At 63.9% G+C, this 24,905-nt stretch carries 26 protein-coding genes and 1 tRNA gene; 18 read left to right on the top strand and 9 right to left on the bottom strand.

From position 1 onward, the window contains the following. Nucleotides 1–44: 44 nt before the first annotated feature. A complete protein-coding gene (locus FJ936_RS20720) occupies nucleotides 45–1,580 on the bottom strand; it encodes an FAD-dependent oxidoreductase (protein WP_140662798.1) in 1,536 nt (511 codons plus the stop codon). A 47-nt stretch (nucleotides 1,581–1,627) separates the two neighbouring features. On the opposite strand from FJ936_RS20720, the gene FJ936_RS20715 reads away from it, so the two are divergent. Next, a complete protein-coding gene (locus tag FJ936_RS20715; RefSeq protein ID WP_015315575.1) occupies nucleotides 1,628–2,095 on the top strand; it encodes a MarR family transcriptional regulator in 468 nt (155 codons plus the stop codon). Between the two features lie 460 nt (nucleotides 2,096–2,555). Here FJ936_RS20715 and FJ936_RS20710 read toward each other — a convergent pair. After that, nucleotides 2,556–2,640, bottom strand: a tRNA-Leu gene (locus FJ936_RS20710). Nucleotides 2,641–2,819: 179 nt separating this feature from the next. On the opposite strand from FJ936_RS20710, the gene FJ936_RS20705 reads away from it, so the two are divergent. Then, a complete protein-coding gene (locus tag FJ936_RS20705; protein WP_015315574.1) occupies nucleotides 2,820–3,404 on the top strand; it encodes a YqaA family protein in 585 nt (194 codons plus the stop codon). An 85-nt stretch (nucleotides 3,405–3,489) separates the two neighbouring features. Further along, nucleotides 3,490–4,008, top strand: coding sequence for a disulfide bond formation protein B (locus FJ936_RS20700; protein ID WP_140616849.1), 519 nt, complete (start codon nucleotides 3,490–3,492; stop codon nucleotides 4,006–4,008). 162 nt (nucleotides 4,009–4,170) lie between these two features. On the opposite strand, the gene FJ936_RS20695 is transcribed toward FJ936_RS20700, so the two are convergent. Further along, nucleotides 4,171–4,728, bottom strand: a complete 558-nt coding sequence (locus FJ936_RS20695) for an HNH endonuclease (RefSeq protein ID WP_006328497.1) — start codon at nucleotides 4,726–4,728, stop codon at nucleotides 4,171–4,173. A 128-nt stretch (nucleotides 4,729–4,856) separates the two neighbouring features. After that, a complete protein-coding gene (locus FJ936_RS20690) occupies nucleotides 4,857–5,498 on the bottom strand; it encodes a DNA-3-methyladenine glycosylase (RefSeq protein ID WP_140616848.1) in 642 nt (213 codons plus the stop codon). 75 nt (nucleotides 5,499–5,573) lie between these two features. On the opposite strand from FJ936_RS20690, the gene gluQRS reads away from it, so the two are divergent. Then, the gene (gene gluQRS / locus FJ936_RS20685; RefSeq protein ID WP_140787747.1) at nucleotides 5,574–6,449 is read left to right on the top strand and encodes a tRNA glutamyl-Q(34) synthetase GluQRS; all 876 of its coding nucleotides are present in this window, start codon (nucleotides 5,574–5,576) and stop codon (nucleotides 6,447–6,449) included. A 137-nt stretch (nucleotides 6,450–6,586) separates the two neighbouring features. Further along, on the top strand, nucleotides 6,587–7,489 hold the full coding sequence (locus FJ936_RS20680; protein ID WP_140662803.1) for an EamA family transporter: 903 nt from the start codon (nucleotides 6,587–6,589) through the stop codon (nucleotides 7,487–7,489). Here the strand turns inward: FJ936_RS20680 and FJ936_RS20675 are convergent. After that, entirely contained in the window at nucleotides 7,459–8,310 is an 852-nt protein-coding gene (locus FJ936_RS20675) for a YihY/virulence factor BrkB family protein (protein ID WP_015315569.1), read from the bottom strand. The genes FJ936_RS20680 and FJ936_RS20675 overlap by 31 nt on opposite strands. 58 nt (nucleotides 8,311–8,368) lie before the next feature. Between FJ936_RS20675 and FJ936_RS20670 the strand changes: the two genes are divergently transcribed. The 7 genes from FJ936_RS20670 to FJ936_RS20640 all read left to right on the top strand — a co-directional run bounded on the left by FJ936_RS20670 (nucleotide 8,369) and on the right by FJ936_RS20640 (nucleotide 13,906). Further along, on the top strand, nucleotides 8,369–9,235 hold the full coding sequence (locus FJ936_RS20670) for an SDR family oxidoreductase (protein ID WP_140787741.1): 867 nt from the start codon (nucleotides 8,369–8,371) through the stop codon (nucleotides 9,233–9,235). 26 nt (nucleotides 9,236–9,261) lie between these two features. Next, on the top strand, nucleotides 9,262–9,453 hold the full coding sequence (locus tag FJ936_RS20665) for a twin transmembrane helix small protein (RefSeq protein ID WP_015315567.1): 192 nt from the start codon (nucleotides 9,262–9,264) through the stop codon (nucleotides 9,451–9,453). 18 nt (nucleotides 9,454–9,471) lie between these two features. Beyond that, nucleotides 9,472–10,053, top strand: a complete 582-nt coding sequence (locus FJ936_RS20660; protein ID WP_015315566.1) for a cob(I)yrinic acid a,c-diamide adenosyltransferase — start codon at nucleotides 9,472–9,474, stop codon at nucleotides 10,051–10,053. A gap of 31 nt (nucleotides 10,054–10,084) precedes the next feature. Continuing rightward, a complete protein-coding gene (locus tag FJ936_RS20655; RefSeq protein WP_140787736.1) occupies nucleotides 10,085–10,885 on the top strand; it encodes a rhomboid family intramembrane serine protease in 801 nt (266 codons plus the stop codon). 233 nt (nucleotides 10,886–11,118) lie between these two features. Next, a complete protein-coding gene (locus FJ936_RS20650) occupies nucleotides 11,119–11,868 on the top strand; it encodes an electron transfer flavoprotein subunit beta/FixA family protein (RefSeq protein ID WP_140787732.1) in 750 nt (249 codons plus the stop codon). A gap of 20 nt (nucleotides 11,869–11,888) precedes the next feature. After that, nucleotides 11,889–12,818, top strand: coding sequence for an electron transfer flavoprotein subunit alpha/FixB family protein (locus FJ936_RS20645; RefSeq protein ID WP_140662810.1), 930 nt, complete (start codon nucleotides 11,889–11,891; stop codon nucleotides 12,816–12,818). A 209-nt stretch (nucleotides 12,819–13,027) separates the two neighbouring features. Continuing rightward, entirely contained in the window at nucleotides 13,028–13,906 is an 879-nt protein-coding gene (locus FJ936_RS20640; RefSeq protein ID WP_015315562.1) for a 3-hydroxybutyryl-CoA dehydrogenase, read from the top strand. A gap of 12 nt (nucleotides 13,907–13,918) precedes the next feature. Here FJ936_RS20640 and FJ936_RS20635 read toward each other — a convergent pair whose 3' ends face one another. The 3 genes from FJ936_RS20635 to FJ936_RS20625 form a co-directional block, all read right to left on the bottom strand. Beyond that, a complete protein-coding gene (locus FJ936_RS20635) occupies nucleotides 13,919–15,901 on the bottom strand; it encodes a PAS domain S-box protein (RefSeq protein WP_181171064.1) in 1,983 nt (660 codons plus the stop codon). A 164-nt stretch (nucleotides 15,902–16,065) separates the two neighbouring features. Then, nucleotides 16,066–16,704: an NrsF family protein gene (locus FJ936_RS20630; RefSeq protein WP_140787730.1), complete on the bottom strand. Its 639-nt coding sequence runs from the start codon at nucleotides 16,702–16,704 to the stop codon at nucleotides 16,066–16,068. A gap of 1 nt (nucleotide 16,705) precedes the next feature. Further along, nucleotides 16,706–17,257, bottom strand: a complete 552-nt coding sequence (locus tag FJ936_RS20625) for a sigma-70 family RNA polymerase sigma factor (protein WP_015315559.1) — start codon at nucleotides 17,255–17,257, stop codon at nucleotides 16,706–16,708. A 230-nt stretch (nucleotides 17,258–17,487) separates the two neighbouring features. On the opposite strand from FJ936_RS20625, the gene FJ936_RS30560 reads away from it, so the two are divergent. From FJ936_RS30560 to FJ936_RS20600, 6 genes are all read left to right on the top strand, one after another. Continuing rightward, nucleotides 17,488–17,625: a hypothetical protein gene (locus tag FJ936_RS30560; RefSeq protein ID WP_181171062.1), complete on the top strand. Its 138-nt coding sequence runs from the start codon at nucleotides 17,488–17,490 to the stop codon at nucleotides 17,623–17,625. Between the two features lie 75 nt (nucleotides 17,626–17,700). Beyond that, nucleotides 17,701–18,750, top strand: a complete 1,050-nt coding sequence (locus FJ936_RS20620) for a hypothetical protein (protein WP_140787727.1) — start codon at nucleotides 17,701–17,703, stop codon at nucleotides 18,748–18,750. A gap of 9 nt (nucleotides 18,751–18,759) precedes the next feature. Next, on the top strand, nucleotides 18,760–20,148 hold the full coding sequence (locus FJ936_RS20615; protein WP_140787725.1) for a hypothetical protein: 1,389 nt from the start codon (nucleotides 18,760–18,762) through the stop codon (nucleotides 20,146–20,148). A gap of 64 nt (nucleotides 20,149–20,212) precedes the next feature. Further along, complete coding sequence (locus tag FJ936_RS20610; RefSeq protein ID WP_140787722.1) at nucleotides 20,213–21,220, top strand: iron ABC transporter substrate-binding protein; 1,008 nt, start codon at nucleotides 20,213–20,215, stop codon at nucleotides 21,218–21,220. Nucleotides 21,221–21,391: 171 nt separating this feature from the next. Continuing rightward, nucleotides 21,392–22,972 carry an iron ABC transporter permease gene (locus FJ936_RS20605; RefSeq protein ID WP_181171060.1) on the top strand — a complete coding sequence of 527 codons (1,581 nt, stop codon included), beginning with the start codon at nucleotides 21,392–21,394 and terminating at the stop codon, nucleotides 22,970–22,972. Further along, nucleotides 22,969–24,051: an ABC transporter ATP-binding protein gene (locus tag FJ936_RS20600; RefSeq protein ID WP_140787718.1), complete on the top strand. Its 1,083-nt coding sequence runs from the start codon at nucleotides 22,969–22,971 to the stop codon at nucleotides 24,049–24,051. Before FJ936_RS20605 ends, FJ936_RS20600 begins: the two co-directional genes overlap by 4 nt. 43 nt (nucleotides 24,052–24,094) lie before the next feature. Here the strand turns inward: FJ936_RS20600 and FJ936_RS20595 are convergent, their stop codons facing one another. Beyond that, nucleotides 24,095–24,904, bottom strand: a complete 810-nt coding sequence (locus FJ936_RS20595) for a phosphodiesterase (RefSeq protein WP_140787717.1) — start codon at nucleotides 24,902–24,904, stop codon at nucleotides 24,095–24,097. Nucleotide 24,905 lies beyond the last annotated feature (1 nt).

The raw sequence follows: 24,905 nt of genomic DNA, 5'->3' as shown, positions 1-24,905 counted from the left end.
GTCCGGGGACGGCCTCCGCAGGCCGTCCTGATCTCGCAAGTCCGTCATGTTGGTGCAACGTCGACCCTCCCGTTTGACTGAGAGCAGGCGTTCTCGGAAGGAAGTACCTTCGCCAGATAGTCACCGACCAGGGTGGAACTCGCGGCATCGAAAGTGGCGCCGACATAGCCGTCCGGCCGGATGAGCAGGCAGCCGCCCTCGGCCAAGCTGAGCTGATTGGAGGGGTCGCGCAGTTCCGCGCCTTCGCCCACCGTGACCACTCGCAGGCCCGCGCGCGCAGCCACGATCGGCCAGTAGTCAGGGCTCGATAGAAGCAGGGTCCAGTGCGTGCCGGTCATCACGTCGAACAGACGGCGGGGCTGTCCAGCGGCGCCAGTTAGGGTCGCGTCCGGCATGCGCTCACCGGCCCGCGGGCCAATCGTCCGACCACCTCCGTCGTGAGAAAGTGATGAGTGGGGATAGCCGATGTCGAGCTGATGTGTGTCGCGGCCGCGCCGCATGCCGCCTTGTTCGCGCTGACGGTCGAGCAACTGGGTCGAAAGCCCCAGGACATCCGCCGCAACGGCGCGTCGCTCCTCCTCATAGGTGTCTAACAGCGCTTCGGGGGCGCCAGCCAAGACTGCGGCCAATTTCCAACCGAGATTGTAGGCGTCCTGAACGCTGGTGTTGAGGCCCTGTCCGCCCGTTGGCGGATGGATATGCGCGGCGTCCCCGGTTAGCAAAACCCGTCCGACCCGGTAGCGGTCAGCCAGACGCGCGTTCATCGCGTAGGCGGATGCCCAGGCCACCGACTGAACATCGATGTCGCTACGGCCAGTCCGCTCGGCGATCATCCGCGTCAATCCATCCGCGGAAAGGTCAGGCTCGCCGTCCAGCGGGATCGGCGCCTGCACCTGGAACAGGTCCGTGCCCGCGAGCGGGCAGATCATGACGAGCCGCTCCATGTCGCCGTCATTGAATTGGTGCCAGGCAGCGCGGTCGAGTCCGCTCAGATGGGCATCCGCCACGATTGCATGGACACCCAGCGTCTTGCCGGGAAAGGCAATGCCGAGCGCACTGCGGATCGAACTGCGGCCACCGTCAGCACCAACCAGATAGCGCGTATGGACCCGCTCCTCGCCGTCGGGCGACTTGAGGCGGGCGCCGACGCCATCATCGTCCTGCTCGAAGTCGATCAATGCGGTGCCGAACTCGACACGATGGCCCAGCTCCGCGAGGCGCTCGCGCATCACGCCCTCTGTAAGGAACTGCGGGATCATGAGCGCGATGAAATAGGGGACGTCGGGCGAGGGTTCGGGCGCCTCGAAAACTGCCTTTTCGTCATAGCCGCCGTCGTTGCGATACTCCCTCATCGGCGGATAGACACCGCCGGCTGCCATGATGCGGTCGATTATGCCCAGATCCTCGAACACCTCCTGCGTGCGTGGCTGCAAGCCCTTGCCGCGCGAGCCGGCGAAGGGACGTTCCATCTGCTCAACGATGCGGAACAACACGCCTCGCCTCGCCAAGTCGATTGCAAGCGTCAGCCCGGCTGCTCCCGCGCCGCAGATCAGGACGTCAATTTCAGCTCGCTCTTCCATTTTCGGCTCCAATGTGCATAATGCACATATTAAAGGGAGCCAAGCCGGTGTCAATAAAGAAAGTGCATAACGCACATATTAAAGTGTTGTTGCCCGAGCTGCATCGCTCGCTGATTGACATCGTCACCATCATGAACCGACCCGAGCGGGATGTGGAATTGCTCACCAAGGCGGGCCTCACGCTCGAGCGTGCCCTCTTCCCGCTGCTCGTTCTTGTCGAGAGACTTGGCCCGATCGGCGTTGTCGATCTGGCTGGCCGCGTCGGTCGCGATTACACGACCGTCAGTCGACAGGTGTCACGACTGGAGGAGCTGGGACTGGTCACGCGGCGCTTGAGCGCTGCTGACAAGAGAGTTCGCGAGGCCGTTGTCACACCGCAGGGAAAAGCGGCGACGGACGCGCTGGATGCGGCGCGGGAGCAAATAGCCGTTGCGAAATTCGCCGACTGGGACCGCAAGGACTTCGACGATCTAGTCCGCTTGATGCGAATGCTCGTCGATACGATGAAGGATTAGACCATAACCCAACAGCAAGTGTCGCACGTTGCAAGGAACGACCTGCGCCCTCACTCAGTAATATGTGTCTTATACACACGTCTGATGAAAAGTACAGCAGGCGCGACATGTCTGCTTACGCTGCACTTTCTCGACAGAAGCGAGCGGCTGAAACCGGCGCGCGCCTTGTTGTCGCCCACCACAGCGTGCCGAACGGAACGGCGAAGCGCTGGTTGGCGCGTTCGTCCGCCTTCGCCGACGTCGATTGGGGAAGGCCGCGGCCTGGGCAGAAATGGCCGGCCGTTTGCCGCTGCTTTCCGGCGCCGAAGAGGATCTGGTTTGCGAGACCGGATTCTCGGATGTCGAGCTTCTTCTATGCCGCCTTCTCGTTCCGTGGCTAAGTGGCGGCGGCAAGCATGGCCTGAGCGCCTCCCGCGATAACTGCCCCAAAATGGCTAAGCTTTGCTCTGATTTTGAAGGATGGTGCCCCTAGCCGGGATCGAACCAGCACTCCTTGCGGAACTCGATTTTGAGTCGAGCGCGTCTACCAATTCCGCCATAGGGGCTCAGGCCGCGCGGCCTGGATGGGCGCGGACTATACGGTCGGAGGCCTGTTCGTCAACAGGCCAATTTCCAAACCAGCCTCTGCCGCGACCAGACGGCACCTTTCCAATTTGTAAGACCGCAGCCATTGTGCAGCGCGAAAAACCTTTCTAGACAGACGGGCCGTTCCATAGGAGAGCCGATGCTTCGCGGACTGTATGACTGGACCCTGTCGCTGGCGGCGCGCAAATCCGCCGAATGGTGGCTGGCCTTCATCGCTTTCGTCGAGAGCTCGGTGTTCTTCATACCGGCAGACGTTCTGTTCCTGCCCATGGCGCTGGCGCGCCCCGAACGCGCCTATCGCTACGCGCTGACCGCCACCGTTGCGTCCGTGCTGGGCGGCATCGCCGGCTGGCTGATCGGCTACTATGCCTACGACACAATAGCACGGCCGATCCTGGAGCACTTCGGCGGCCTTGCCACGTTCGAGAAGTGGCAGTCTTCCGGCACCGGGCTAATGCTGGTGCTGCTCGTCACATCCGGCGTTGCGCACCTGCCGCCGATCAAGGTGGTCACTATTCTGGCCGGCGCGCTCCACATCAACCTTGTTGTCTTCATCGTCTCGGCCATCATCGCGCGCGGCGCCCGCTTCCTGCTGCTGGCGTGGCTTTTGCGCCGCTATGGCGAGCCAATCCGCGAATTCATCGAAAAGCGCCTGGGCCTGATCGTCGGCGCCGCCGCGGTCGCCCTGATTTTGCTCTATATCCTGATCAAATACGCCCTCTGAGGTTTGATGCTTAAAACCGCGCAACGGTTTTGGCAGCGCGGCGAGCAGACTTTGCGGACGGCGAACACAACGGACGAAAGACGCCATGACAGCGACCATGAATGCCGATACCGGCCACCAGCGGACACGCGCGGCCCTGTTTCTCGCCGTCGCGATGGCCGCGACCGTTGGCTCGGCGCTCGGCTTCCAGCACATTGGCGGCTACATCCCCTGCCACCTCTGCCTGGAACAGCGCACGCCGTATTACATCGGCGTGCCGTTGATGGTGCTGGCGGCGATAGCGTCGATGCTGCGCGCACCCGCATGGCTGACGCGCGGCCTGTTGGCCATTGGCGGCCTCCTGATGCTGTACGGGCTCTATCTCGGCGTCTATCACTCCGGCGTCGAATGGGCCTGGTGGCAGGGTCCTGCCGATTGCACGGCGGGCGCCGGACCGGTCGACACCGGTGGCAAGGGCGTCCTCGACGCGCTCGACAAATTCGTGCCGCCCTCCTGCGACAAGGCCGCCTTGCGCATTCTCGGCCTGTCGCTGGCCGGTTGGAACGCCATCGCCAGCCTGATCCTCGCCGCCGTCGCCTTCCGTGGCGCGCTGGCCCGCGACTGATGTAGCGAACGCGCCGACTTGAGATCCTTCAAAGAATTCGGCAGGCTGGGTCGGATAAAGTGATTTTCGAGAACCGGAGCGGAGCGGCCATCAACTTCGTGAGCCCCGGAAGCGCAGACAATTTGCTCCAGACGGCCAACCTCCCGAATTCTTCGAACGAACTCAAGGCTCCAGTTCGACATCCCAGTAGAGATAATCCATCCAGCTTTCATGCAGATGGTTGGGCGGGAACAGGCGGCCGTTATTGTGCAGATCATGCACCGTCGGCTGAAACGGCTTCTGCAGCGGCCACATCTTGGCGTGAGCCGGCATCATGCCGCCCTTCCTCAGATTGCAGGGCGAACAGGCGGCCACGACATTCTCCCATGTCGTGGCGCCGCCACGGTGACGCGGGATGACATGGTCGAAGGTCAGGTCCTCGGGGGTACCGCAATACTGGCACTGGAAACGGTCGCGCAGGAAGACGTTGAAACGGGTGAAGGCCGGATGCCTGGACGGCTTCACATAGGCCTTCAGGCTAACCACGCTCGGCAGCTTCATCGAGAAGGTCGGCGAGGATACGGCGTGCTCGTATTCGGCCACGATGTTCACCCTGTCGAGGAACACCGCCTTGATGGCGTCCTGCCAGGACCAGAGCGACAAGGGGTAATAGCTGAGCGGACGGTAATCCGCATTCAGCACCAGCGCTGGAAGCCCATCCGGAGATACGGCAACCGTCACCTTGTTGACCTCCTAGTTCTAGAACCGTTCGGCGTGGATACTGTAAGCCTGACATGACAGGGATGTGAAGCGGATTGTCGCTGGCACGAAGCGCCAAAAACACATGATTTTTAGGCTTTCTTGCGGATTCAGGCCGGCGGCGCGGCGTCCCGGCCCCTGGTTTCGCGATAATAGGACCAGAAAAGCCGCGATGCGACACCTCGCCACGGGCTCCATGATTCGGCCAGCGCGATCAGTGTTTTCTCCGCTGGACGAGGGTCGATGCCGAGCGCATGGCCGACAGCGCTCTGCAGGGCGACGTCGCGCGCCGGGAAAATGTCGGGATGCCCGGCCGCAAACAACAGATACACTTCCGCCGTCCACGTACCGATACCGGGCACCGCCGTCATCCTGGCGATCGCCTCCATGGCATCGAGCGAACAGAGGTGATGCAGATCGAGCCCATCGGCCACGGCCTGGGCGACCGCGATCAGGCCGCGCTGCTTGGGCCGCGACAGGCCGGCCTCGCGAAACATGTCCTCGCCGGCGGCAAGGATCGCCCGCGGCGTCAGCGGATCGACGAGTTTCGTCAGCCGGCCGAAGATCGCATCGGCGCTCGCCCGCGACACCTGCTGCGAGACGATGATCGAGGCCAGGCTCCTGAAGCCCGGCTCCGAAAGCCTGAGCGGCACCTCGCCGGCCATGCCGCGCACTTTCCCCAGGCGCGGGTCGATGAGGCAAAGCGCGTCCAGCCCCCGCTCAACGTCGTCCAGTGTCGCGATGCGCTGCATGGTATCCTTGTCCGAAGATGTGCAGCAAGGTAGCAACCGCCAAAACCACAGCACAACCCGATTGCCGCTCGAGACATGACGCTCCTGACATTCCGCTTCGCGCCCAGCCCCAACGGCGAACTGCATCTGGGCCACGCCTATTCGGCGCTGCTCAACCAGAAGCTCGCAAATACCAGTGGCGGCCGCCTGCTGCTGCGCATCGAGGATATCGACACCACGCGCTGCACGCCGGAGTTCGAGGCGGGCATGATCGCCGATCTGAAATGGCTGGGCCTCGACTGGGAAAAGCCCGTGCGCCGCCAGTCCGAGCATTTTGCAGAATATGGAACGGTGCTCGGGCGCCTGATCCGCGAGGAACTCGTCTATCCCGCCTTCATGAGCCGCGGCGAGATACGTGCCTTCATCGCCGACGGCGAAAAGCGCGGGCGCGACTGGCCGCGCGATCCCGACGGTGTGCCGCTCTATCCCCCGGCCGACAAGGCGCTTTCGATGAAGGAACGCAACCGGCGGATTGCCGAGAATGCGCCCTTCGCCTGGCGGCTGGACGTCGGCGCCGCCATGGCGCGTGCCGGCAGGGACCTGGCATGGGCCGAATTCAGCGACGGGACGCTGTCCACGACGCGCTCCGTCGAGGCGCGTCCCCAGGATTGGGGCGACGTTATCGTGGCGCGCCGCGACATCCCGACCAGCTACCACCTCGCCGTAGTCATCGACGATGCCCTGCAAGGCGTCAGCCATGTCGTGCGCGGACAGGACCTGTTTTCCGCGACCGGGGTGCAACGCCTGCTGCAGGAGATTCTGGGATTGCAGCCACCCGCCTATTTCCATCATCGGCTGATCCTCGGGCCGGATGGGCGAAAACTGTCGAAGAGCTTCAGGGATACGGGCCTTGCCGCCTTGCGCGACGCAGGCGCCTCGCCGGAGGAAGTCAGAAGGATGATTGGGCTCTGACAGGAGAAACGCTCTCCGGACACGCCACCCGTTCAACCTCCTTGACGCATGGATCAATCGTTTCGTTTTGCGCGCGGGGTTGAACAGGACTAGAGCATCCTCACGGTCAATTCTCACCAGCGCGGCGATCCCGGAAAATGTCCAGCATCAAGCGGTTCATCCCCGCCACCTTCGTTGTCCTGTGGGCGACCGGCTTCATCGGCGCGCGTTACGCCATGCCATGGGCGGAGCCGTTCACCTTCCTCGCCGCGCGTTTCGTGCTCGCCGCCATCCTGCTGGCCGTGCTGATGCTGGTGCTGGGCTCGAAACGAGCCACCCGCGAGGAGGCTCTGCATGCCACCGGCGCCGGCGTGCTGATGCATGGCATCTATCTCGGCGCCGTCTTCTGGGCCATCCATCGAGGCATGCCGGCCGGTTTTTCGGCCCTGATCGTCGGCCTGCAGCCGCTGATCACCGCGGTGCTTGCCGGCAAGTTTCTGGGCGAGGCCATCCTGCCGCGCCACTGGCTTGGCCTCGCTATCGGGCTGGTCGGCATCGTCATCGTGCTGTGGCCGAAACTCGGGGCGCTCGGTGGCGGCGTGACGGCGGCGACACTGGCCGCCTCGCTGGTCTCGGTGCTCGGCATGAGCGCCGGCACGATCTGGCAAAAGCGTTTTGCGTCCGGAGGCGACCTCGTGGCGGCCACCATGTGGCAATATGTCGGCGGCGCTTCGCTGATGATCCTGGCTTCGCTTGCCTTCGAAACCCAAACCGTCGTCATCAATGGCGAATTGGTCTTCGCCATGGGCTGGCTGCTGCTGGTGCTGTCGCTCGGCGCCATCTTTCTCCTGATGGTGATGATCCGTGACGGCGAGATGTCGAAAGTGGCCTCGTTGTTCTACCTGGTGCCGGCGGTGACGGCCGTCATCGCCTGGGCCTTGTTCAACGAGCAGCTCAATGCGCTGCAGATCGTCGGCATGGCCATCACCACTTTCGGCGTGGGCCTGGCAACCGCCCGAACAGGCAAACTTCAGCCGACCCGGGCACGCGCCTCTAGATAACGGCTGATCGCGGCGTTGAGCTCGCCGCCGAGGATGAAGATCGCCGAGACGATGTAGAGGAAGACCACCGCGATCATGATCGAGGCGAGACCGGCATAGGTCGTCACATAGGACGAGAAATGGTCGAGATAGGTGGCGAACATGGTCGAGCCGATAAGCCATGCGGCCAGTGTGAAGATGATGCCGGGTATCAGCGAGACGAAACGGCGCTTGCCGGCCGGCAGCCAGTAATGGACGGCAAACAGTCCGCCGATGATGACGGTTGAGGCGATGACGTACCGCCACAGCGTGATCGTGCCCGTATAGGGTTTGATCCATTCGAAATGGGCTTCCGCCAGCCGCGCCAGCAGGGGCGCGAACACCAGCAGCACGCTTATCGCCAGGAACCCGGCGGTAGCGATCAGCACGAAGAAGATGCTTTGCACCCGGCGATAGATGATGCCGCGCGTTTCCGTGACCCGATAGGCGCGGTTCAGCGAGGTGCGCAGCGCCTCGATGCCGTTGGAGGCAAAGTAGGCGGCAAGCAGCACGCCATAAGTCAACAGATCACTGCGCCTGACGGTCAGCACGTTCAGCACCTCGTGTGCGATCGGCTTGGCGATCTGGTCCGGCCAGGTGTCGAAGACCAGGTGCACGGCTGTGTCGGCAAAGGCCTGGGCACCAAGGAAGCTGCCCAGCGTCGTGGCGAAGATCAGGAATGGAAACAGCGCCATCAGCGAAGTGATCGCCAGATGGCTGGCCATCGCCCAGCCGTCATCGGTATTGAAGTGGCCGAGCGCGTCGTAGAGCACGCGGCGCAGGGCGACAATGTTCCGCAGCAAGGACGCGCGCTCCCCTCGATTGTCTCGACGCCGCGAATATGGGAAATGAATGCGGCAAATGGCAACCCTTCGTCAAACCCCGAATTCTCCAGCGGCAGAGTTGCGCACCATCATCGTCACCGGTGCATCTTCCGGCATAGGCGCCTATTGCACCCGTGCATTGAAGGCTGAGGGCTGGCGGGTGTTCGCGACGGCGCGCAAGCCGGAGGACATCGCCGCCCTCGAAGTCGACGGCGTCGAGGCTTTTTACCTCGACTATAGCGAACCGGACTCCATAGCCGCTCTGGCGGCGGCGGTGCTCGACCGCACCGGCGGCAGGCTCGACGCGCTGTTCAACAACGGCGCCTACGCGCAGGCAGGCGCCGTCGAGGATCTGCCCGTTGCGGCGCTCAGGGAGCAGTTCGAGGCCAATTTCTTCGGCTGGCACGACCTGACCCGCCGCCTGGTTCCGGTGATGCGACGCCAGGGCCACGGCCGCCTCGTCCATTGCTCGTCGATCCTCGGTCTCGTGCCTGTGCGCTTCCGCGGCGCCTATTCGGCCTCCAAGCATGCCTTGGAGGCCCTGATGCTGTGCCAGCGCCAGGAACTGGCCGGCAGCGGCATCCATGTCTCGCTGATCGAGCCGGGGCCGGTGAAATCGAAGATCGCCAGCAATGGCCTGCCCTGGTTCCTCAGGAATATCGACCATGAGAATTCCGCGCATCGCGCCGACTATGCCGCGCAACTGGAGCGCATGCGCGCCGGCGGCAGCCAATCGGCGCGGAAGCCCGGGCCTGAAGTGGTCCACAAGGTGCTTCGCCATGCACTTCTGTCGCGGCGCCCACGCCCGCACTATGTGGTAACAATGTCGGCCAGGATCGGCGCCATGCTTAAACGCATCCTGCCGGCCTCGATGCTCCACCGCCTGCTCGCCAAGCGCGCCTGAACAAGCAAAGAACTGGAAACGCAAAAATGGCCACTGCCTTCAACATCCTTGCCATTCTGGTCATGGCCGCCGTGGTGGTCGTGCTGATCAGGGGGCTCATCAACATGATGCGCGGCGGCTCCGGTGTGACCTCCAACAAGCTGATGCAGGCCCGCGTCCTGCTGCAGGCCGTGGCGCTGGCGCTGATCCTGCTGGCCGTGTATTTCACCCGCAAGTGAGGCTTTTCGGGAGGCGATGTGGTCAAGCTCAACAAGATCTACACCCGCACCGGCGATGATGGCACTACGGGCCTTGGCACTGGTGAGCGGCGGCTGAAATCCGATCTCAGGGTGGACGCCTACGGCACGGTCGACGAAGCCAATGCCTGCATCGGCATGGCTCGCGTGCATACCGAACAGAGCTACCAGGCGATCGACGCCATGCTCTCGCGCATCCAGAACGATCTCTTCGACCTCGGCGCCGACCTCGCCGTGCCTGATGACGGCAAGCCGCTTGGCTACGAGCCGTTGCGCATCGTTGCCACGCAGACCGACCGTGTCGAGCACGATATCGACGTCCTCAACAAGAAGCTCCAGCCGCTGAAATCCTTCGTGCTGAACGGCGGCACGCCGGCAGCGGCGGCGCTTCATCTCGCCCGCACGGTGGCACGGCGCGCCGAGCGGCTGATGGTCGCCCTGGCTCAGGACCCGGCCGAACACGTCAACCGCGACGGGCTGAAATACATCAACCGCGTCTCGGATTTCCTGTTTGTCGCCGCCCGGGCGGTCAATGACAACGGAAATGCCGACGTGCTATGGGTTCCCGGCAAGAACCGCTGAACGGACCAGAGGCGGGAGGGGCTGGCGACCGATGTTCATCCCGCTTTACGACACCAACAGGCTGCGACACATCAGGCTGCAATATGTGACCATCGGTCTGATTGTCGCCAACGCCGTGATCCATTGCGCCACGGCGCTCGGCGGCGAGAACTTCACCAATGCCGCCGTGCTTGGTCTCGGCTTCATCCCGTCCGTCGTTCACGACACGGCCGAACTCGACCCCCGCTTTGTCATCATCCCCGAGAGCCTGAGCTATCTCACCTATTCCTTCCTGCATGCCGATATTTTCCATCTCGGCGGCAACATGCTGTTCCTTTGGGTTTTCGGCGACAATGTCGAGGACGCGCTCGGCCACATCCGCTACCTGATCTTCTATCTGCTGTGCGCCATCGCCGGAGCCGCCTTCCAGGGGCTGGTCGCCTGGGATTCGCAGGCGCCGCTGATCGGCGCGTCGGGTGCCATCGCCGGCGTGGTCGTCGCCTACCTGATCCTCTATCCCAGGGTGAAGGTGTGGGTGCTTGCCTTCGCCCGCATCCCTTTGCGCATTCCAGCCTTTATTCCGCTCATCCTGTGGGTGCTGTTCCAGATCGTGATGTTCGCGGCCGGCGGCGAGGATCAGATATCCTGGGCCTGCCACATCGGCGGCATCATTGCCGGCGCGGTTCTGGTGCTGGTCCTGCGCAGCCGCGGCGTGCCGCTGTTCGCACCCGCCGACGAGGATGCCGTGGTACCGAGCCCTGAACAGCCGCCGGTGGTCGGCGAACCAGCGGCGCCCCAAACGGCCGCCACCACGACGCGCTGGGGACGTGGAAATCCTTCTGGCCCAAACTGAACCGATTTGAGCGGCTTTCAGCGTATTGACGGCAGGGGTTGCCACAATTACGGAAACGTCTCCGCCGCGGCCCAAGGCGTTTAAGGAGCAGCCAGGGCGGGCAAAGACCAGAATTTCCATCCGGCCAGAATTCCGTCTGGCCGGAATTCAGTCAGGAATGTCGGCTTTCGACAACTCAGAAGGGGCGCAGGCTGCTATAGCGCGCCCAACTAGCGTGAAGAGGTGACAGGCAAATGAAGATCCTTGTGCCCGTGAAGCGGGTTGTGGACGCGAACGTCAAGGTGCGCGTGAAGGCTGATGGTTCGGCGGTGGAACTGGCCAACGTCAAGATGGCGATGAACCCGTTCGACGAGATCGCGGTGGAAGAGGCGATCCGGATCAAGGAAGCCGGCAAGGCCGAAGAGATCATCGTCGTGTCGATCGGTCCGCAGCAGGCGCAGGAAACCTTGCGCACCGCGCTCGCCATGGGCGCCGACCGCGCCATCCTGGTCAAGACCGACGAGCAGACCGAGCCGCTCGGTGTTGCCAAGGTGCTGAAGGGCGTCGTCGAGGCGGAACAGCCAGGCCTTGTCATTCTCGGCAAGCAGGCGATCGACGACGATTCCAACCAGACCGGCCAGATGCTGGCGGCCCTGCTCGGCTGGGCGCAGGGCACCTTCGCCTCCAAGGTCGTGATCGAGGGCGATCATGCCAAGGTGACGCGCGAAGTCGACGGCGGCCTGCAGACGGTGGAGCTGAAGATGCCGGTGATCGTCACCGCCGACCTTCGCCTCAACCAGCCGCGCTATGCCTCCCTGCCCAATATCATGAAGGCCAAGAAGAAGCCGCTCGACGAGAAGAGCCCGGCCGATTACGGCGCCGACGTCAAGCCACGCCTCAAGGTCATCAAGACCGAGGAGCCGAGCGGCCGCAAGGCGGGTGTCAAGGTCAAGAGCGTCGCCGAACTGGTCGACAAGCTCAAGAACGAAGCCGGCGTGCTCTGAGATCGGAAGGAACAGACAACATGGCAATTCTCCTCATCGCTGAACACGACAACGCCACCCTTTCCGACCAGACCGCCAAGGCGCTTTCGGCCGCCCTGCAGATCGGCTCGGACGTTCATGTGCTGGTGGCCGGCAAAGGCGCCAAGGCTGCCGCCGACGCAGCCGCCAAACTGAAGGGCGTGAGCAAGGTGCTGCTCGCCGAAGCCGACGAACTCGCCGAGCGCCTGGCCGAGCCGACGGCGGCACTGGTCGTCTCGCTGGCTGGCGCCTACGACACAGTCATCGCGCCGGCGACGTCGGCCGGCAAGAACATCGCGCCGCGCGTGGCGGCCCTGCTCGATGTCGCGCAGGTCTCCGAGATCATCGAAGTGGTCTCGCCCGATACCTTCAAGCGGCCGATCTATGCCGGCAACGCCATCCAGACGGTGCAGTCGAGCGACGCCAAGAAGGTCATCACCGTGCGCACCGCCTCCTTCCAGGCCGCGCCCGACGGTGGCTCGGCTTCGGTCGAGACGGTCAATGCGGCAGCCAATCCCGGCCTGTCCACCTTCGTCGAGAACAAGCTGTCGGAGACCGACCGTCCGGAGTTGACCTCGGCCAAGATCATCATCTCGGGCGGCCGCGCGCTCGGTTCCTCGGAGAAATTCCAGGAGGTCATCCTGCCGGTCGCCGACAAGCTCGGTGCCGCCGTCGGCGCCTCCCGCGCCGCCGTCGATGCCGGGTACGCGCCGAACGACTGGCAGGTCGGCCAGACCGGCAAGGTCGTCGCCCCCGATCTCTACATCGCGGTCGGCATCTCCGGCGCCATCCAGCACCTTGCCGGCATGAAGGATTCCAAGGTCATCGTCGCCATCAACAAGGACGAGGAAGCGCCGATCTTCCAGGTTGCCGACTACGGCCTCGTCGGCGACCTCTTCGTCATCCTGCCGGAGTTGCAGAAGGCGCTTTGACGCTTCCGCGCAACCGTATTAAATTGCGAAGGGTGGGGTAGACGAAGTCGCCCCACCCTTTTAGTTTGCACCGCACAATAAGCAGGCCACAAAGGCTGAAAGCAATTCCAGCAGCAGTGCGCAGGGGTTTTTGCGCCGGGAATTGCGGGAAAACAAAGAGATGGGGCGGTTCGCGATCCAGCGAAAAACGCTCCGGACGGGATCGGGTAATGAGCAAGATCGAGACGATCGGCATCATTGGTGCGGGCCAGATGGGCGGCGGCATCGCCCACGTCTCCGCGCTTTCGGGCTATAAGGTGCTGATCTACGATATATCGCCCGACCGCATCGAGAAGGGCATTGCCACAATCAGCGGCAACATGGCCCGTCAGGTGGGGTCCGGCAAGCTCGACGAGAAGCTGCGCAATCAGGCCATGGCACGCATCGCGTCGGCACCGACGATGGCCGATCTCGCCGGCGCCGATCTGGTGATCGAAGCGGCGACCGAGGACGAAACCGTCAAGCGCAAGATCTATGCGCAGCTCTGTCCGCAGCTCAATCCCGAAGCGATCCTGGCGACCAACACCTCGTCGATTTCGATCACACGGCTAGCTGCCCAGACCGACCGGCCGGAGCGGTTCATCGGCATACATTTCATGAACCCGGTACCGCTGATGAAGCTGGTCGAACTGGTGCGCGGCATCGCCACCGAGGACCAGACCTTCGAGGCGGCCAAGACCTATGTGAAGCAGCTCGACAAGACGATCACCGTCTCGGAAGATTTCCCGGCCTTCATCGTCAACCGCATCCTTCTGCCGATGATTAACGAAGCGATCTACACGCTCTATGAGGGCGTCGGCTCGGTCGATGCCATCGACACCGCCATGCGGCTCGGCGCCAACCATCCGATGGGACCGCTGCAGCTTGCCGATTTCATCGGCCTGGATACCTGCCTGTCGATCATGCAGGTGCTGCATGACGGCCTGTCGGATTCGAAGTACCGGCCTTGCCCGCTGCTGGTCAAATATGTCGAGGCCGGCTGGCTCGGCCGCAAGACCGGGCGCGGCTTCTACGATTATCGCGGCGAGCATCCCGTTCCGACGCGCTGACGTGATTGCCGCTCACGAGGCCGCGGCGAGTGGCTTGGGCGGTTCTGACCTGTCATCGTCGCTGACCTTGCCGTCCGGCGCCACCGAAACGCATCCCCGGCCGGCGGCCTTGGCTGCATAGCAAGCGGCGTCGGCCCTTGCGATGATCTCGTCGACTTCGCCGCAATTGGCGCAGATCGCCGTCAACCCGATGCTGGCGCCGATCCCGTGCGGCCGGCCATCCCAGGTGAAGTTCAGGCCCGCTATCGCATCGATGATGGAACGCGCCGCGATCCTCGCGCCGGTGATGGAAGCCGATTTCAGGATCACGGCGAATTCGTCGCCACCCAGGCGCGCGACGATGTCTTCAGGACCAAGCACGCCGCGCACGGCATCAGCGACCCGCTTCAGCAGGGCGTCTCCGGCAGCGTGACCTCCCGTGTCGTTGACCAGCTTGAAATGGTCGAGATCGATGAACATGAACTGATGGCGGCCCCCTGTCGTCGTGCCGTCCTTGCGCGCCTGATCGACCATCCCCTCCATGGCGCGGATGAAGCTCGAGCGGTTGGCAAGGCCGGTCAGTGCATCATGCGCGGCGGCATGGGCAAGCTGTCGCTGCAGGGCACGCGCATCGGTGAAGTCCTGGAAGACGATCACCAGACCGCAGAATTCGTTGCGTTCGTTGAGGATCGGCGACACGACCTGGCGGATGCTGCAGCGCGTGTCGTCGCGGCGGATGAGGACCGCGCGGCTGTTCTGGTCGGAGCGCGCCTCTTCGCCTGTCACCGGCCGCGTCATCCCGATCCTGTGGCCCGTCTCCTCGTCGACTGCCCAGTAGACATGGCTCAGCGTCTTGCCCAGCGCATCGTCACTGGAAACGCCGGTCAACTTTTCGGCCACCGGGTTCATGAAAGTGACGCGGTTCGCGGCATCGGTGCAGATGACGGCATCCCCGATCGATTGCAGCGTCACCCTCAGCCGCTCCTTCTCGTCGGCCAGCATCGCCGCCGAGACGATGAGCCGTTCTTCGGCCTGCTTTCGCCGGGTAATGTCCATCAAGCTGCCGATCGCTCTGACCAGGTGTCCGTCCGCATCGCGCTCGATGGCCTTGCCGCGGTCGAGGATCCAGATCCAGCGGCCGTCCTTGTGGCGCATGCGGAACTCGGCTTCGAAAAATTCCGTCTCGCCGGCGAGATGGGCGCGATCGGCCTCCGCGACCGTGGCGCGATCGTCTGGCTGGATCATCGTCAGCCAGCGATCGGGGTCGCCATCGAGCTCGCCATCCCCGTAGCCCAGCATCTTGACCCAGGTGGAGGAATAGGTGGTGCCCCCCTTGCGCATGTCGAAATCCCAGACACCTTGACCGGCGCCGGCCAGCGCGAAGTTCCAGCGCGTTTCGGCCTCTGTGATGCGCGCCTCGGCCTGTTTGCGCGCGTCGATGTCCTCGATCTGCGAGACGAGATAGAGCGGCCGGCCGCTTTTCTCGTCGCGAATAACCGAGCCGGCAAGATGAGCCCAGACGGGTGTGCCGTCCTTCTTGAGATAACGCTTCTCGAAGTGGAAGGCATCGACGGTGCCCGCCTTCAGGCCGGCCATCGTTTCGCTTCCGATCTGCACATCGTCGGGATGCGTGAGCTGGAAGAAGGTCAGCGCCTCGATCTCGTCGCGGCTGTAGCCAAGCATGGCGGCAAAGGCCGGATTGGTCTGGAGAATACGCCCGTCGAGACCGACGATAGCGATGCCGATCGCCGAGTCCTCCATGGCCCGGCGGAACCGCTGCTCGCTGTCCGTGATCTGCCGTCGATCCTCCGAGATTCGACCGATGAACAGATAGGCCGCGAAAAGCGCGCAGACCGTCACCGCGACCGATATTTGGAGGCAAAGTCTGAGGGCTTGCGCGCCAAGGTCCAGCCTTGACAGTACAAGCGAGGCGGCCACTACGGCCAGACCGGCCACAAGCAGCGTGAGAGCTGCATGCTTGTGCCGTCCCGGCCCGATGATACCTCGCAATGTCACGATTCGTGCCACCCCCGTGGGCAATCGCTTTTTCCCGTTAAAACCCTGAAGGATCGATTTTAAGGAAAGGTTGCGCCAAGGGCATAGGCGACATGGAAAACCGGCAAACAATTGCCGGCATGATTAAGGATCGGTATTCACGGGGTGTAGGCGTGGGTATCCTGCTACCAGCGCACGAAAAACCGCCCGCCGAGCGCACCAAGCAAAGCGAGAGCCGCGATGGCGATCGTGTACCAGGTGGCAACGAAAAGCGGCGAATCGTCGAAGCAGTGCGCCGCATAGAAAGTCGCCGCCAGCGCGCCGGCAAGCAGCCCCGCGACCGCGCCGGCAAGCACCGGCCGTGTCGGCGCGCCATAGCGCAGCATCCACAGGAAGATGGCCAGCGGGCCGATGCCGATCAGCGGGATGAAGCCCATGCAGATCATCATGTTCGAGCCGATCATGCGCGTGCTCCACAGGGCCTGCGGCACCACGAAGAGCTCCAGCACCACGGCCACCGCGACCAGCAGCGGCGCCGCGATCATCGCCGCCATAGCCCGGCCTGTCGCCGCGCCCGGCGTCGACAGGGCACGGATCAGGGCAAAGGCGCTGGTGGCGAGCACGATGGTGAAAACGAATTTGGACAGGAAACGCACCGTGTGCGCGGCCACCATGAAATCGGGGCGCGGCCCGATCGTCATCATGAAGACAGCGGCTGCGACCAAGGCGGCCGCACCAGCCGCCAGCCACCAGGCCGAGCGCAATGGCATCGCCTTGCTGCGGGCATCGGCGTCGAGCGCCTTGATGAGATCGTCGGTCTTCATGTCATTCCCGCCCGAACCGCCCCTGCCCGAATCGCCTGGCTATGGCGGTAAGTCCCCGGTGCAGCGACACCCGCACCGCCGTCTCGCTGATGCCGAACTTAGCCGCCGTCTCGCCGATCGAGCGGCCCTCAACGGATACGGCTGAAACCACGGAACGCTGTGCCGGCGGCAGCCCGTCGAGCGCCCGGTTGATGTCGCGCTCGCTGACGGTTTCCGTTTCGGGCTCGGCGAACGTCTCGGCGATGTCGTCGACATCGATCTCGATGCGCCGTCCGCGCCGCCGGAACGCATCGATCAGCTTGAAACGGGCAATCGCATAAACCCAGGGCAGCACCGGCGCGTCCTGGCGCCAGGTGTGCCGTTTCACATGAATGGCCAGCAAGGTTTCCTGCACGACATCCTCGGGATCGACCCCGCCCTGCACGATCTTGCGCCTGACGAAACCGCGGACCAGCGCGGCAATCCGGTGCAGAAAGTCGGCATAGGCCTTTTCATCCCCCGCGATCGCGGCCCGCATCAGCCGGGAAAGCTCGGCCTCGTCCTTGCCGCTCACAAGAGTTCACTCCCCGATCTTCGCGCCTCGGCACTGATTTGTTACGTGGCCGGCGAAATAATGTCCAAGCCAAACTACGGGCAAATCACGAAAGTTTGCGGGATGGCCCGCTAAATTCGCTGACGGGTTCTCTGGTTCCCAGCTCATGCGTGAGGAGCGGCGCGGGACCAACCTTCGATTGACGTAAGGTAAACCCTTCTGTAGCGTCAAAGGATCGGAGGGCGGCCGAAATGGATTTCATTGAACGCTTTTTTGGATTTTCTCCCGACAATGGCTCGGGAACTTTCGAGAGCAGCCTTGTCATTGCGGCCATGGTCCTTGTCGCCGCCGTCTACTTCTACAGAAGACAGGGATCACTGAAGAAATAGCCTCTGGACAACCGGTGGAGACAGGTCCGCCAGGAAAACATTACCGTTGCGTCCTCTCAGCGTGGGAAACACGACATGGCAGGATCTCTGGTCGACCACATCAGAACCGCGGCCTTGCTGTTGTTCGCCGCCGAATTCTGGAAGCGTCTGGCCACCGGGCTGAAGGTGCTGTTTGCCACGATATGCAGGCTGCTTTGCCGGCTGGCCAAGGGCCAGCGGCTGCCCAGCCCAGCGCAGAACGATTGCTGCATCCAGCTGCCGCCCGACATCTACAAGCGCGCCGATCCTCTTCTCTATGCACAGTACTATCTGATGGCGCAGGGGCTCGCGGTCACCTGGGACAACCCCGACATCGACATTTTCGACGGCACCCTGCCGGTCAGCGGCGCGCTTCAGCCAGCACATGCATATCGCGTTCGCGTGCGCGTCTGGAACGGGTCCTATGACGCCCCAGCGGTGGGCGTCGGGGTGGCACTGTCCTACCTGTCATTCGGCGCCCAGACCATTTCCCGTCCGATCGCCAACGTCGCCATAAATCTCGGAGCCAAGGGCACGATCGATTGCCCTGCCTATGCCGAGTTCAGTTGGACCACGCCCGCCACCGGCGGCCACTACTGCCTTCAAGCACAGCTTTCCTGGGGCGATGACGCCAACCCCAGCAACAACCTTGGCCAGAAGAACGTCAACATTGCCGAGATGCGCTCACCGGCGAAGTTCGTCTTCAGCGTGCGCAACGAGGCCTCGGTCGTCCGGCGTTTCCAGATCGAGGCGGACTGCTACGCTCTGCCGAAGCTGCGGCCATGTATCCCGTCACGCGGCCAGGGTCGAGACGAGCGCACGGACACCCCACAGCCGCGGCTCGCCGAAAGCAAGGCGCGCTGGGCCGAGGCCCTCGAGGAACAGGCGTATGGCCGGTTTCCCGTGCCGGACGACTGGTCGGTCAGGATCGTCCCAAGAACGCTTTTGCTGCAGCCGCGCCAGCTGACCGAGATCGCTGTCGAAATCGAACCGAAGGACACCGCGTTCCGCGGCTCAAAGACCTTCAACGTCCACGTCTTCACGATCGGCGAGAGTGGATCGCGCACCATGACCGGCGGCGTGACGCTCACCGCCACGAAAGGCTGAGGCGCTCCGATGGCTTACAAGCACTATACGAGCTGCTTTCTCTATCCGGTCGGTGGCAAGCCCTACAACGAGGACGATCGGCTGGCTTTCCTCGCCGGCCAGGCGCTGCAGATCATCGTGATCACCGGGTTGGCGGCCGCCTTCGGCCTGCTGCTGGGGCCGGTCGGTGCGGCACTTGCCGCGGCAATCGCATTTCTGGCGTCCGCCACCGCGACGATCGACAAGGCCGCCGGGGAATGGCTCAACCACCGCCTGGTCTGCCTCGACAAGGACAATCCGAAATGCGCCGTCGGCATCGTCTCCTACAATCCGTTCCGCAGCGATCTCGGCGCCTTCGACAACGACCAGTATTTCGACGTCATACTGATGCCGCATCCGACGACGGAAATTCTCAACGCCGAGACCAACGAGGCGGCCTTGGCGGCGGCCAATCGCTACAATGCCGACGGCACCGTCGCGGCGGAATTCGCCGCCAGCGTCGCGGCCCATCCGGCCAACGATATTCTCAATGACGGCTTTCAGGGTCATGAGCTGCTGCTGCCACGCGACGACCTGAAGACGGATCTGGGCTACGCACCGGCCGACGATCATGCCCGCTGGGGCCTGCACTGCGAGGCCGAGGGCGACTTCTGGATCAAGATGCGCCAATGGGCGCCGGCCATCGTCATCCTGCTGACGGCGGCCCTGGTCGTCACGGTGGCCGCGGCGGCCGCCGGCGCCAGTGCCGCAGCGGCTGTCGGCTGCGCCATAGGATCGTTCTTCCTGGGTGCGCTGGGCTGCGCCATCGGCTCGTTCCTGGGAGGATTGCTCGGAGCGGCCATTGGCGGCGCCATCGGCGGAGCGGCATCCTATTTCGGCGGGGTCAAGCCGGTCCTGCAGGGATTGTTCAACTGGAACCCCGGCAATGTCGAGGACGCCAATGTCGGCGACAAGGCGCTCGGCCCCATCAGGATGGGCGATCATGTCGCCGTCCTCGGCGAACATGTCTATGACGGCTACCACAAGGGCTGGCACGAGTTTCATCCGCTGATGGCGGTGGTCAAATTCGATGCGGCCGCCAGTGTCGACGCGAAACACTATCTGCAGTGGGATCCGGACTTTGCCGACACGGGCACGGTTCCGCCCAAACCGCCGGGCGAGACCACCGACCTGACCGCGCAGGATATCCGTGACGGGCTTGGCAGCGCGGCGTTCCGGACGCGCTGCGACAATCTGCGCAGGACCTGGTGCGCCATGCTGAACGAAGCGTTCGATCCCGAGACCAAACGAACACAGCAGGGGCTGGACCAGCGGTGGACCATTCATCCGATGGTCGATGGCTGCATCCCGCAGGAGCAGCCACCAGCCCCGCATATCACACGCGAAACCGTGATGATGCCCGTCGTCTTTCAATCTTGACTAGTGCATTCATGAATTGGTACTCGGACGCACCCCAGTGCGGGACAACCCGAGGAGTACCCTTATGAAATCCCCCCTTCTTGCCCTTGCCAGCGTAGCCGCGCTTGCAATCAGCCTCGCCGCTGGTCCGGCGACGGCCGAAGATGCCGGCATCGTCGTCTATAACGCCCAGCATGAAAGCCTGGCGAAGGAATGGGCGGAAGGGTTCACCAAGGAAACGGGGATAAAGGTCACCTTGCGCAACGGCGGTGACAGCGACTTCTCCAACCAGATCGTCGCCGAAGGTGCTGCCTCGCCCGCCGACGTGTTCCTGACGGAAAATTCGCCGGCCATGGTGCTGGTCGAAAATGCCGGCCTGTTCGCGCCAGTCGACGCCGATACGCTGGCTCAAGTCCCGCAGGACTATCAGGCCACCAGCGGCAAATGGGTGGGCGTGGCCGCGCGCAGCACCGTGTTTGCCTATAACACCACCAAGCTCAAGGCAGACCAGCTGCCCAAGTCGATGCTCGATCTCGCCGACCCGAGCTGGAAGGGCCGCTGGGCGGCTTCGCCTTCCGGCGCCGATTTCCAGGCCATCGTGAGCGCTTTGCTGCAGCTCAAGGGCGAGCCCGCCACGGCCGACTGGCTGAAGGCGATGAAGGAGAACTTCACCGCCTACAAGGGCAACAGCACCGTGATGAAGGCGGTCAATGCCGGTGAGATCGAAGGCGGCGTGATCTACCACTACTACTACTTTGGCGATCAGGCCAAGACCGGCGAAAACTCCAAGAACGTCGCGCTGCACTATTTCAAGAACCAGGATCCGGGCGCTTTCGTATCGGTTTCCGGCGGCGGCGTGCTGGCCTCGAGCAAGCATCCCAAGGAAGCCCAGGCCTTCCTGAAATGGGTGACCGGCAAGAACGGCCAGGACGTGCTGAAGAACGGAACCTCCTTCGAATACGCGGTCGGCAAGGGCGCGCAGTCCAATCCGAAGCTGGTGCCACTGGCCGACCTGCAGGCGCCGAAGGTCGATGCCACGACGCTGAACTCCAAGAAGGTCACCGATCTGATGACAGCAGCCGGCTTGCTTTAGTTGCCGTTCTTCCTAATAAGGACGTCAGATCGTGCTCCCGCGGGAATTCACCTTTCGCGGGAGCGTTTTGTTTCGAGATGCATTCGTCCATGACGACACGCTTCGTTCCTGACCGCGACCGTGGTCCCATGATTGCCGCTGCCGCGTCGCAACGGTATGGCGCCTGAACTGATGCAATCCGCGGTCGATCTCGCGCATCCCGGCCTGCCGCCCAAGATGCGTCGACGGGCGCAGCGGCGGGCGGCGCCTTGGCTTGTCGCCGCCGCCATATTTGTCTCCCTGCTGGCGCTGCTGCCGCTCGCTTTCATCATCTGGATCGCGGTGCAGACCGGCTGGGGGACGGTCTCGGCACTGGTCTTTCGGCCGCGTGTCGGCGAACTGCTGGTCAACACCGGCCTGCTCGTCGTGCTGGCGGTGCCGATCGCCATCACCTTGTCGGTGACGCTGGCGTGGCTGACGGAACGCAGCGACCTGCCCGGTGCCCGGCTCTGGTCCTGGCTCTGCGTGGCGCCGCTCGCCATCCCCGCTTTCGTGCACTCCTATGCCTGGATCACCCTGGTGCCCGGGCTGCACGGCCTGTGGGCTGGCGTGCTGGTGTCCGTGATCGCCTATTTCCCTTTCCTCTATCTGCCGGTGTCGGCGGCCCTGCGCCGTCTCGATCCCGCTCTCGAGGACGCGGCCGCGGCACTTGGCCATGGACCCTGGCGCGTGTTCTGGCGCGTCGTGCTGCCGCAGCTCAGGCTCGCAATATGCGGCGGCTCGCTGTTGGTCGGCCTGCATCTGCTGGCCGAATATGGCCTCTATGTCTTCATTCGCTTCGACACCTTCACGACCGCGATCGTCGATCAGTTCCAGTCGACCTTCAACGGTCCGGCCGCCAACATGCTGGCCGGCGTGCTGGTGACCTGCTGCTTCGTGCTGCTCGGCCTCGAAGTGCTGGTCCGCGGCGAGGAACGTTATGCCCGTGTCGGCTCGGGTGCCGCGCGATACCAGCAACGAATGAACCTCGGCCGCGCCACCCTGCCCAGCTTGCTGCTGCTCGCCGTCACCACATTGCTGGCGCTTGGCGTTCCGTTCGTGACCATCGGGCGCTGGCTCGCCGCCGGCGGCGCAGATGTCTGGCGCTTCGACGAGATCGGCCTGGCACTCGGCCAGACGCTGTTCCTGTCGCTCGCTGGCGCCCTGCTTGCCACTGTCGCGGCCATGCCGATGGCCTGGATCTCTATCCGCGCGCCGGGTCCGTTGCAGCGCTTGCTCGAGGGATGCAATTACATCGTCGGCTCGCTGCCGGGCGTCGTCATCGCGCTGGCACTGGTCACCATCACGGTGCGCATCGCACTGCCGCTCTACCAGACCTTGTTCACCATCCTGGTCGCCTATGCACTGATGTTCCTGCCGCGCGCGCTGGTCAGCCTGCGTGCATCGATCGCGCAAGCGCCGGTCGAGCTCGAACGCGCCGCGTCCAGCCTCGGCCGGCGACCGCTCAATGCGCTGTGGTCGACGACGATCCGCCTGTCGGCGCCCGGTGCGGCGGCTGGCATGGCGCTGGTGGCGCTCGGCATCATGAACGAACTGACCGCGACCCAGATGCTGGCGCCGAACGGCACCCGCACACTGGCCATGGCGTTCTGGTCCTACAGCAGCGAGATCGATTACGCCTCGGCGGCTCCTTACGCCTTCATCATGGTGGCGATGTCGCTGCCCCTGACCTGGCTGCTCTACGTCCAGTCGAAGCGGATGGCAGGACGATGAGCTTTCTCGAACTCGGCAATCTGCACAAGCACTACGGCCCGGTCGCCGCACTGGCCGGCGTCAACCTGAACGTCGCCAGCGGCAGCCGCACGGCGATCGTGGGACCTTCCGGCTGCGGCAAGACGACCTTGCTGCGGCTGATCGCCGGCTTCGAGGCGCCTGACCAAGGCCGCATCGTACTCGACGGCCAGGTGCTGGCCAATGGCGGCGCCGCTGTCCCGGCGCATCGCCGCGGCATCGGCGTGGTGGCGCAGGACGGCGCCCTGTTCCCGCACTTGACCATCTCGGACAATATCGGCTTCGGCATGGCACGGGACGACGACAGGCGCGCCGAGCGCATCGTCGAACTTGCCTACATCGTGGGACTCGACAAGGCGATCCTCAAACGCCGCCCGCACGAGCTCTCCGGCGGCCAGCAGCAGCGCGTGGCGCTGGCCCGCGCCATGGCGATGAAGCCGCGGCTGATGCTGCTCGACGAGCCGTTCTCGGCGCTCGACACCGGCCTGCGCGCCTCGATGCGCAAGGCGGTGGCCGAACTTCTGGAGGCGGCCGGCATCACCACCATCCTGGTGACGCACGACCAGGCCGAGGCACTCTCCTTCGCCAGCCAGGTGGCGGTAATGCGCGATGGGAAATTTTCCCAGGTAGGCACGCCGCGCGAGCTCTATCTCAAGCCGAAGGACAGGATGATCGCCGAGTTCCTCGGCGATGCCATCATCCTGCCGGCGAGCATTTCGGGCGGCTTCGCCAATTCGCCGCTGGGCCGCATCGCCGTCGACGCGCCGGACAGCCGCGATGTCGCCCGCATCATGCTGCGGCCGGAGCAGATCGGCCTGAAACGCACCTCGCGCGAGGGCATGTCGGGCACATCGGACATGCCTTTCGGCGAGGTAACGGAATCGGAGTTCGCCGGCTCGACATGCACGATCGCGGTGCGGCTCCTGAACAATTCCGATCCGCCCGACGCTGCGGCCATCGGCGGCACACCGCTGATCCTACGCAAATCCGGCATGGACGCGCCGGCGGTCGGCGAGATCGTGCGGCTGACCGTATCGGGCAAGGCGCACGTCTTCGCTTGAGCCCGACGATTTTAAGCCGCTGAACCCAAGCGAAGTGGCAAGCTTACGCCGTGATGCGTTCGCCGGTTTCGGCTGAATAGATCGGCCATTGCTCGATAAAATCGCAACCGTGCACCACCACGCACGCGTTGGCGCTGTCGATGAGGATGACGGCGTAGGACGGCGGCGCTTGTTCGACGATCTCGCTCGATCGCTCGAGGGCAAGCTCGAAGCGGGCATGCAGGCCGCGCTGCGCCGAGAACGGAATGCCGGCAACGGTGCCGGCAATGTCGCGATGCACATGGCCGAAGAAGATATGGCGGACGTTGCCATGGGCCCGCAACAGGCCGAGCAACCGATCGGGCTGTTGAAGCGCCAGCGGGTCGAGTTGCGGCAGGCCGAGCGCGACCGGCGGATGATGCAGGAATATGTAAGCGGGCCGCCCGCCCGACTGTTCCAGCCGGGCTTCGAGCCAGGCAAGCCGCCTGTCGCACAGTTCGCCCTCGATGCGCCCTTCCGCCAGGCAGTCGAGAAACAACAGCACTTCGTTGCCGGTATCGTGGACCGATTGCACGAAGCCGTTTTCGTCGACCGGAACGTCGGGAAACGCGGCGATGAGATTGGCCCGCCGGTCGTGGTTGCCCGGCAGCAGCCTATACGGCACCGACAGCGTGGTCAGGGCAGCGCGCAAATCGGCATAGCTCCGCGGCGCACCGGTCTCCGTCAGGTCGCCGGTGAAGACGCAAAGCGCGGCGTCGGCGTGATGCGCATTGATGTGCGCGATGCACTGATCCAGCCGCTGGTGCAGGTCGGCCCCAAAGCGGCGCTCACCTTGCCGACCGAGATGCACGTCGGTGACCTGGATGATTTTCATG

This window comes from Mesorhizobium sp. B2-4-13 (genome assembly GCF_006658535.1).
Classification (GTDB): Bacteria; Pseudomonadota; Alphaproteobacteria; order Rhizobiales; family Rhizobiaceae; genus Mesorhizobium; species Mesorhizobium australicum.
Note: the sequence above shows the minus strand (reverse complement) of the source record. Positions and strands in the feature narration are given on the sequence as shown.

Excerpts from the sequence above, each read along its gene's own strand:
- FJ936_RS20720 (WP_140662798.1), bottom strand. The coding sequence starts at position 1,580 with ATGGAAGAGCGAGCTGAAATTGACGTCCTGATCTGCGGCGCGGGAGCA.
- FJ936_RS20705 (WP_015315574.1), top strand. The coding sequence starts at position 2,820 with ATGCTTCGCGGACTGTATGACTGGACCCTGTCGCTGGCGGCGCGCAAA.
- FJ936_RS20700 (WP_140616849.1), top strand. The coding sequence starts at position 3,490 with ATGACAGCGACCATGAATGCCGATACCGGCCACCAGCGGACACGCGCG.
- FJ936_RS20690 (WP_140616848.1), bottom strand. The coding sequence starts at position 5,498 with ATGCAGCGCATCGCGACACTGGACGACGTTGAGCGGGGGCTGGACGCG.
- gluQRS (WP_140787747.1), top strand. The coding sequence starts at position 5,574 with ATGACGCTCCTGACATTCCGCTTCGCGCCCAGCCCCAACGGCGAACTG.
- FJ936_RS20680 (WP_140662803.1), top strand. The coding sequence starts at position 6,587 with ATGTCCAGCATCAAGCGGTTCATCCCCGCCACCTTCGTTGTCCTGTGG.
- FJ936_RS20670 (WP_140787741.1), top strand. The coding sequence starts at position 8,369 with ATGGCAACCCTTCGTCAAACCCCGAATTCTCCAGCGGCAGAGTTGCGC.
- FJ936_RS20665 (WP_015315567.1), top strand. The coding sequence starts at position 9,262 with ATGGCCACTGCCTTCAACATCCTTGCCATTCTGGTCATGGCCGCCGTG.
- FJ936_RS20655 (WP_140787736.1), top strand. The coding sequence starts at position 10,085 with ATGTTCATCCCGCTTTACGACACCAACAGGCTGCGACACATCAGGCTG.
- FJ936_RS20650 (WP_140787732.1), top strand. The coding sequence starts at position 11,119 with ATGAAGATCCTTGTGCCCGTGAAGCGGGTTGTGGACGCGAACGTCAAG.
- FJ936_RS20645 (WP_140662810.1), top strand. The coding sequence starts at position 11,889 with ATGGCAATTCTCCTCATCGCTGAACACGACAACGCCACCCTTTCCGAC.
- FJ936_RS20640 (WP_015315562.1), top strand. The coding sequence starts at position 13,028 with ATGAGCAAGATCGAGACGATCGGCATCATTGGTGCGGGCCAGATGGGC.
- FJ936_RS20630 (WP_140787730.1), bottom strand. The coding sequence starts at position 16,704 with ATGAAGACCGACGATCTCATCAAGGCGCTCGACGCCGATGCCCGCAGC.
- FJ936_RS30560 (WP_181171062.1), top strand. The coding sequence starts at position 17,488 with ATGGATTTCATTGAACGCTTTTTTGGATTTTCTCCCGACAATGGCTCG.
- FJ936_RS20620 (WP_140787727.1), top strand. The coding sequence starts at position 17,701 with ATGGCAGGATCTCTGGTCGACCACATCAGAACCGCGGCCTTGCTGTTG.
- FJ936_RS20615 (WP_140787725.1), top strand. The coding sequence starts at position 18,760 with ATGGCTTACAAGCACTATACGAGCTGCTTTCTCTATCCGGTCGGTGGC.
- FJ936_RS20610 (WP_140787722.1), top strand. The coding sequence starts at position 20,213 with ATGAAATCCCCCCTTCTTGCCCTTGCCAGCGTAGCCGCGCTTGCAATC.
- FJ936_RS20605 (WP_181171060.1), top strand. The coding sequence starts at position 21,392 with ATGCAATCCGCGGTCGATCTCGCGCATCCCGGCCTGCCGCCCAAGATG.
- FJ936_RS20600 (WP_140787718.1), top strand. The coding sequence starts at position 22,969 with ATGAGCTTTCTCGAACTCGGCAATCTGCACAAGCACTACGGCCCGGTC.
- FJ936_RS20595 (WP_140787717.1), bottom strand. The coding sequence starts at position 24,904 with ATGAAAATCATCCAGGTCACCGACGTGCATCTCGGTCGGCAAGGTGAG.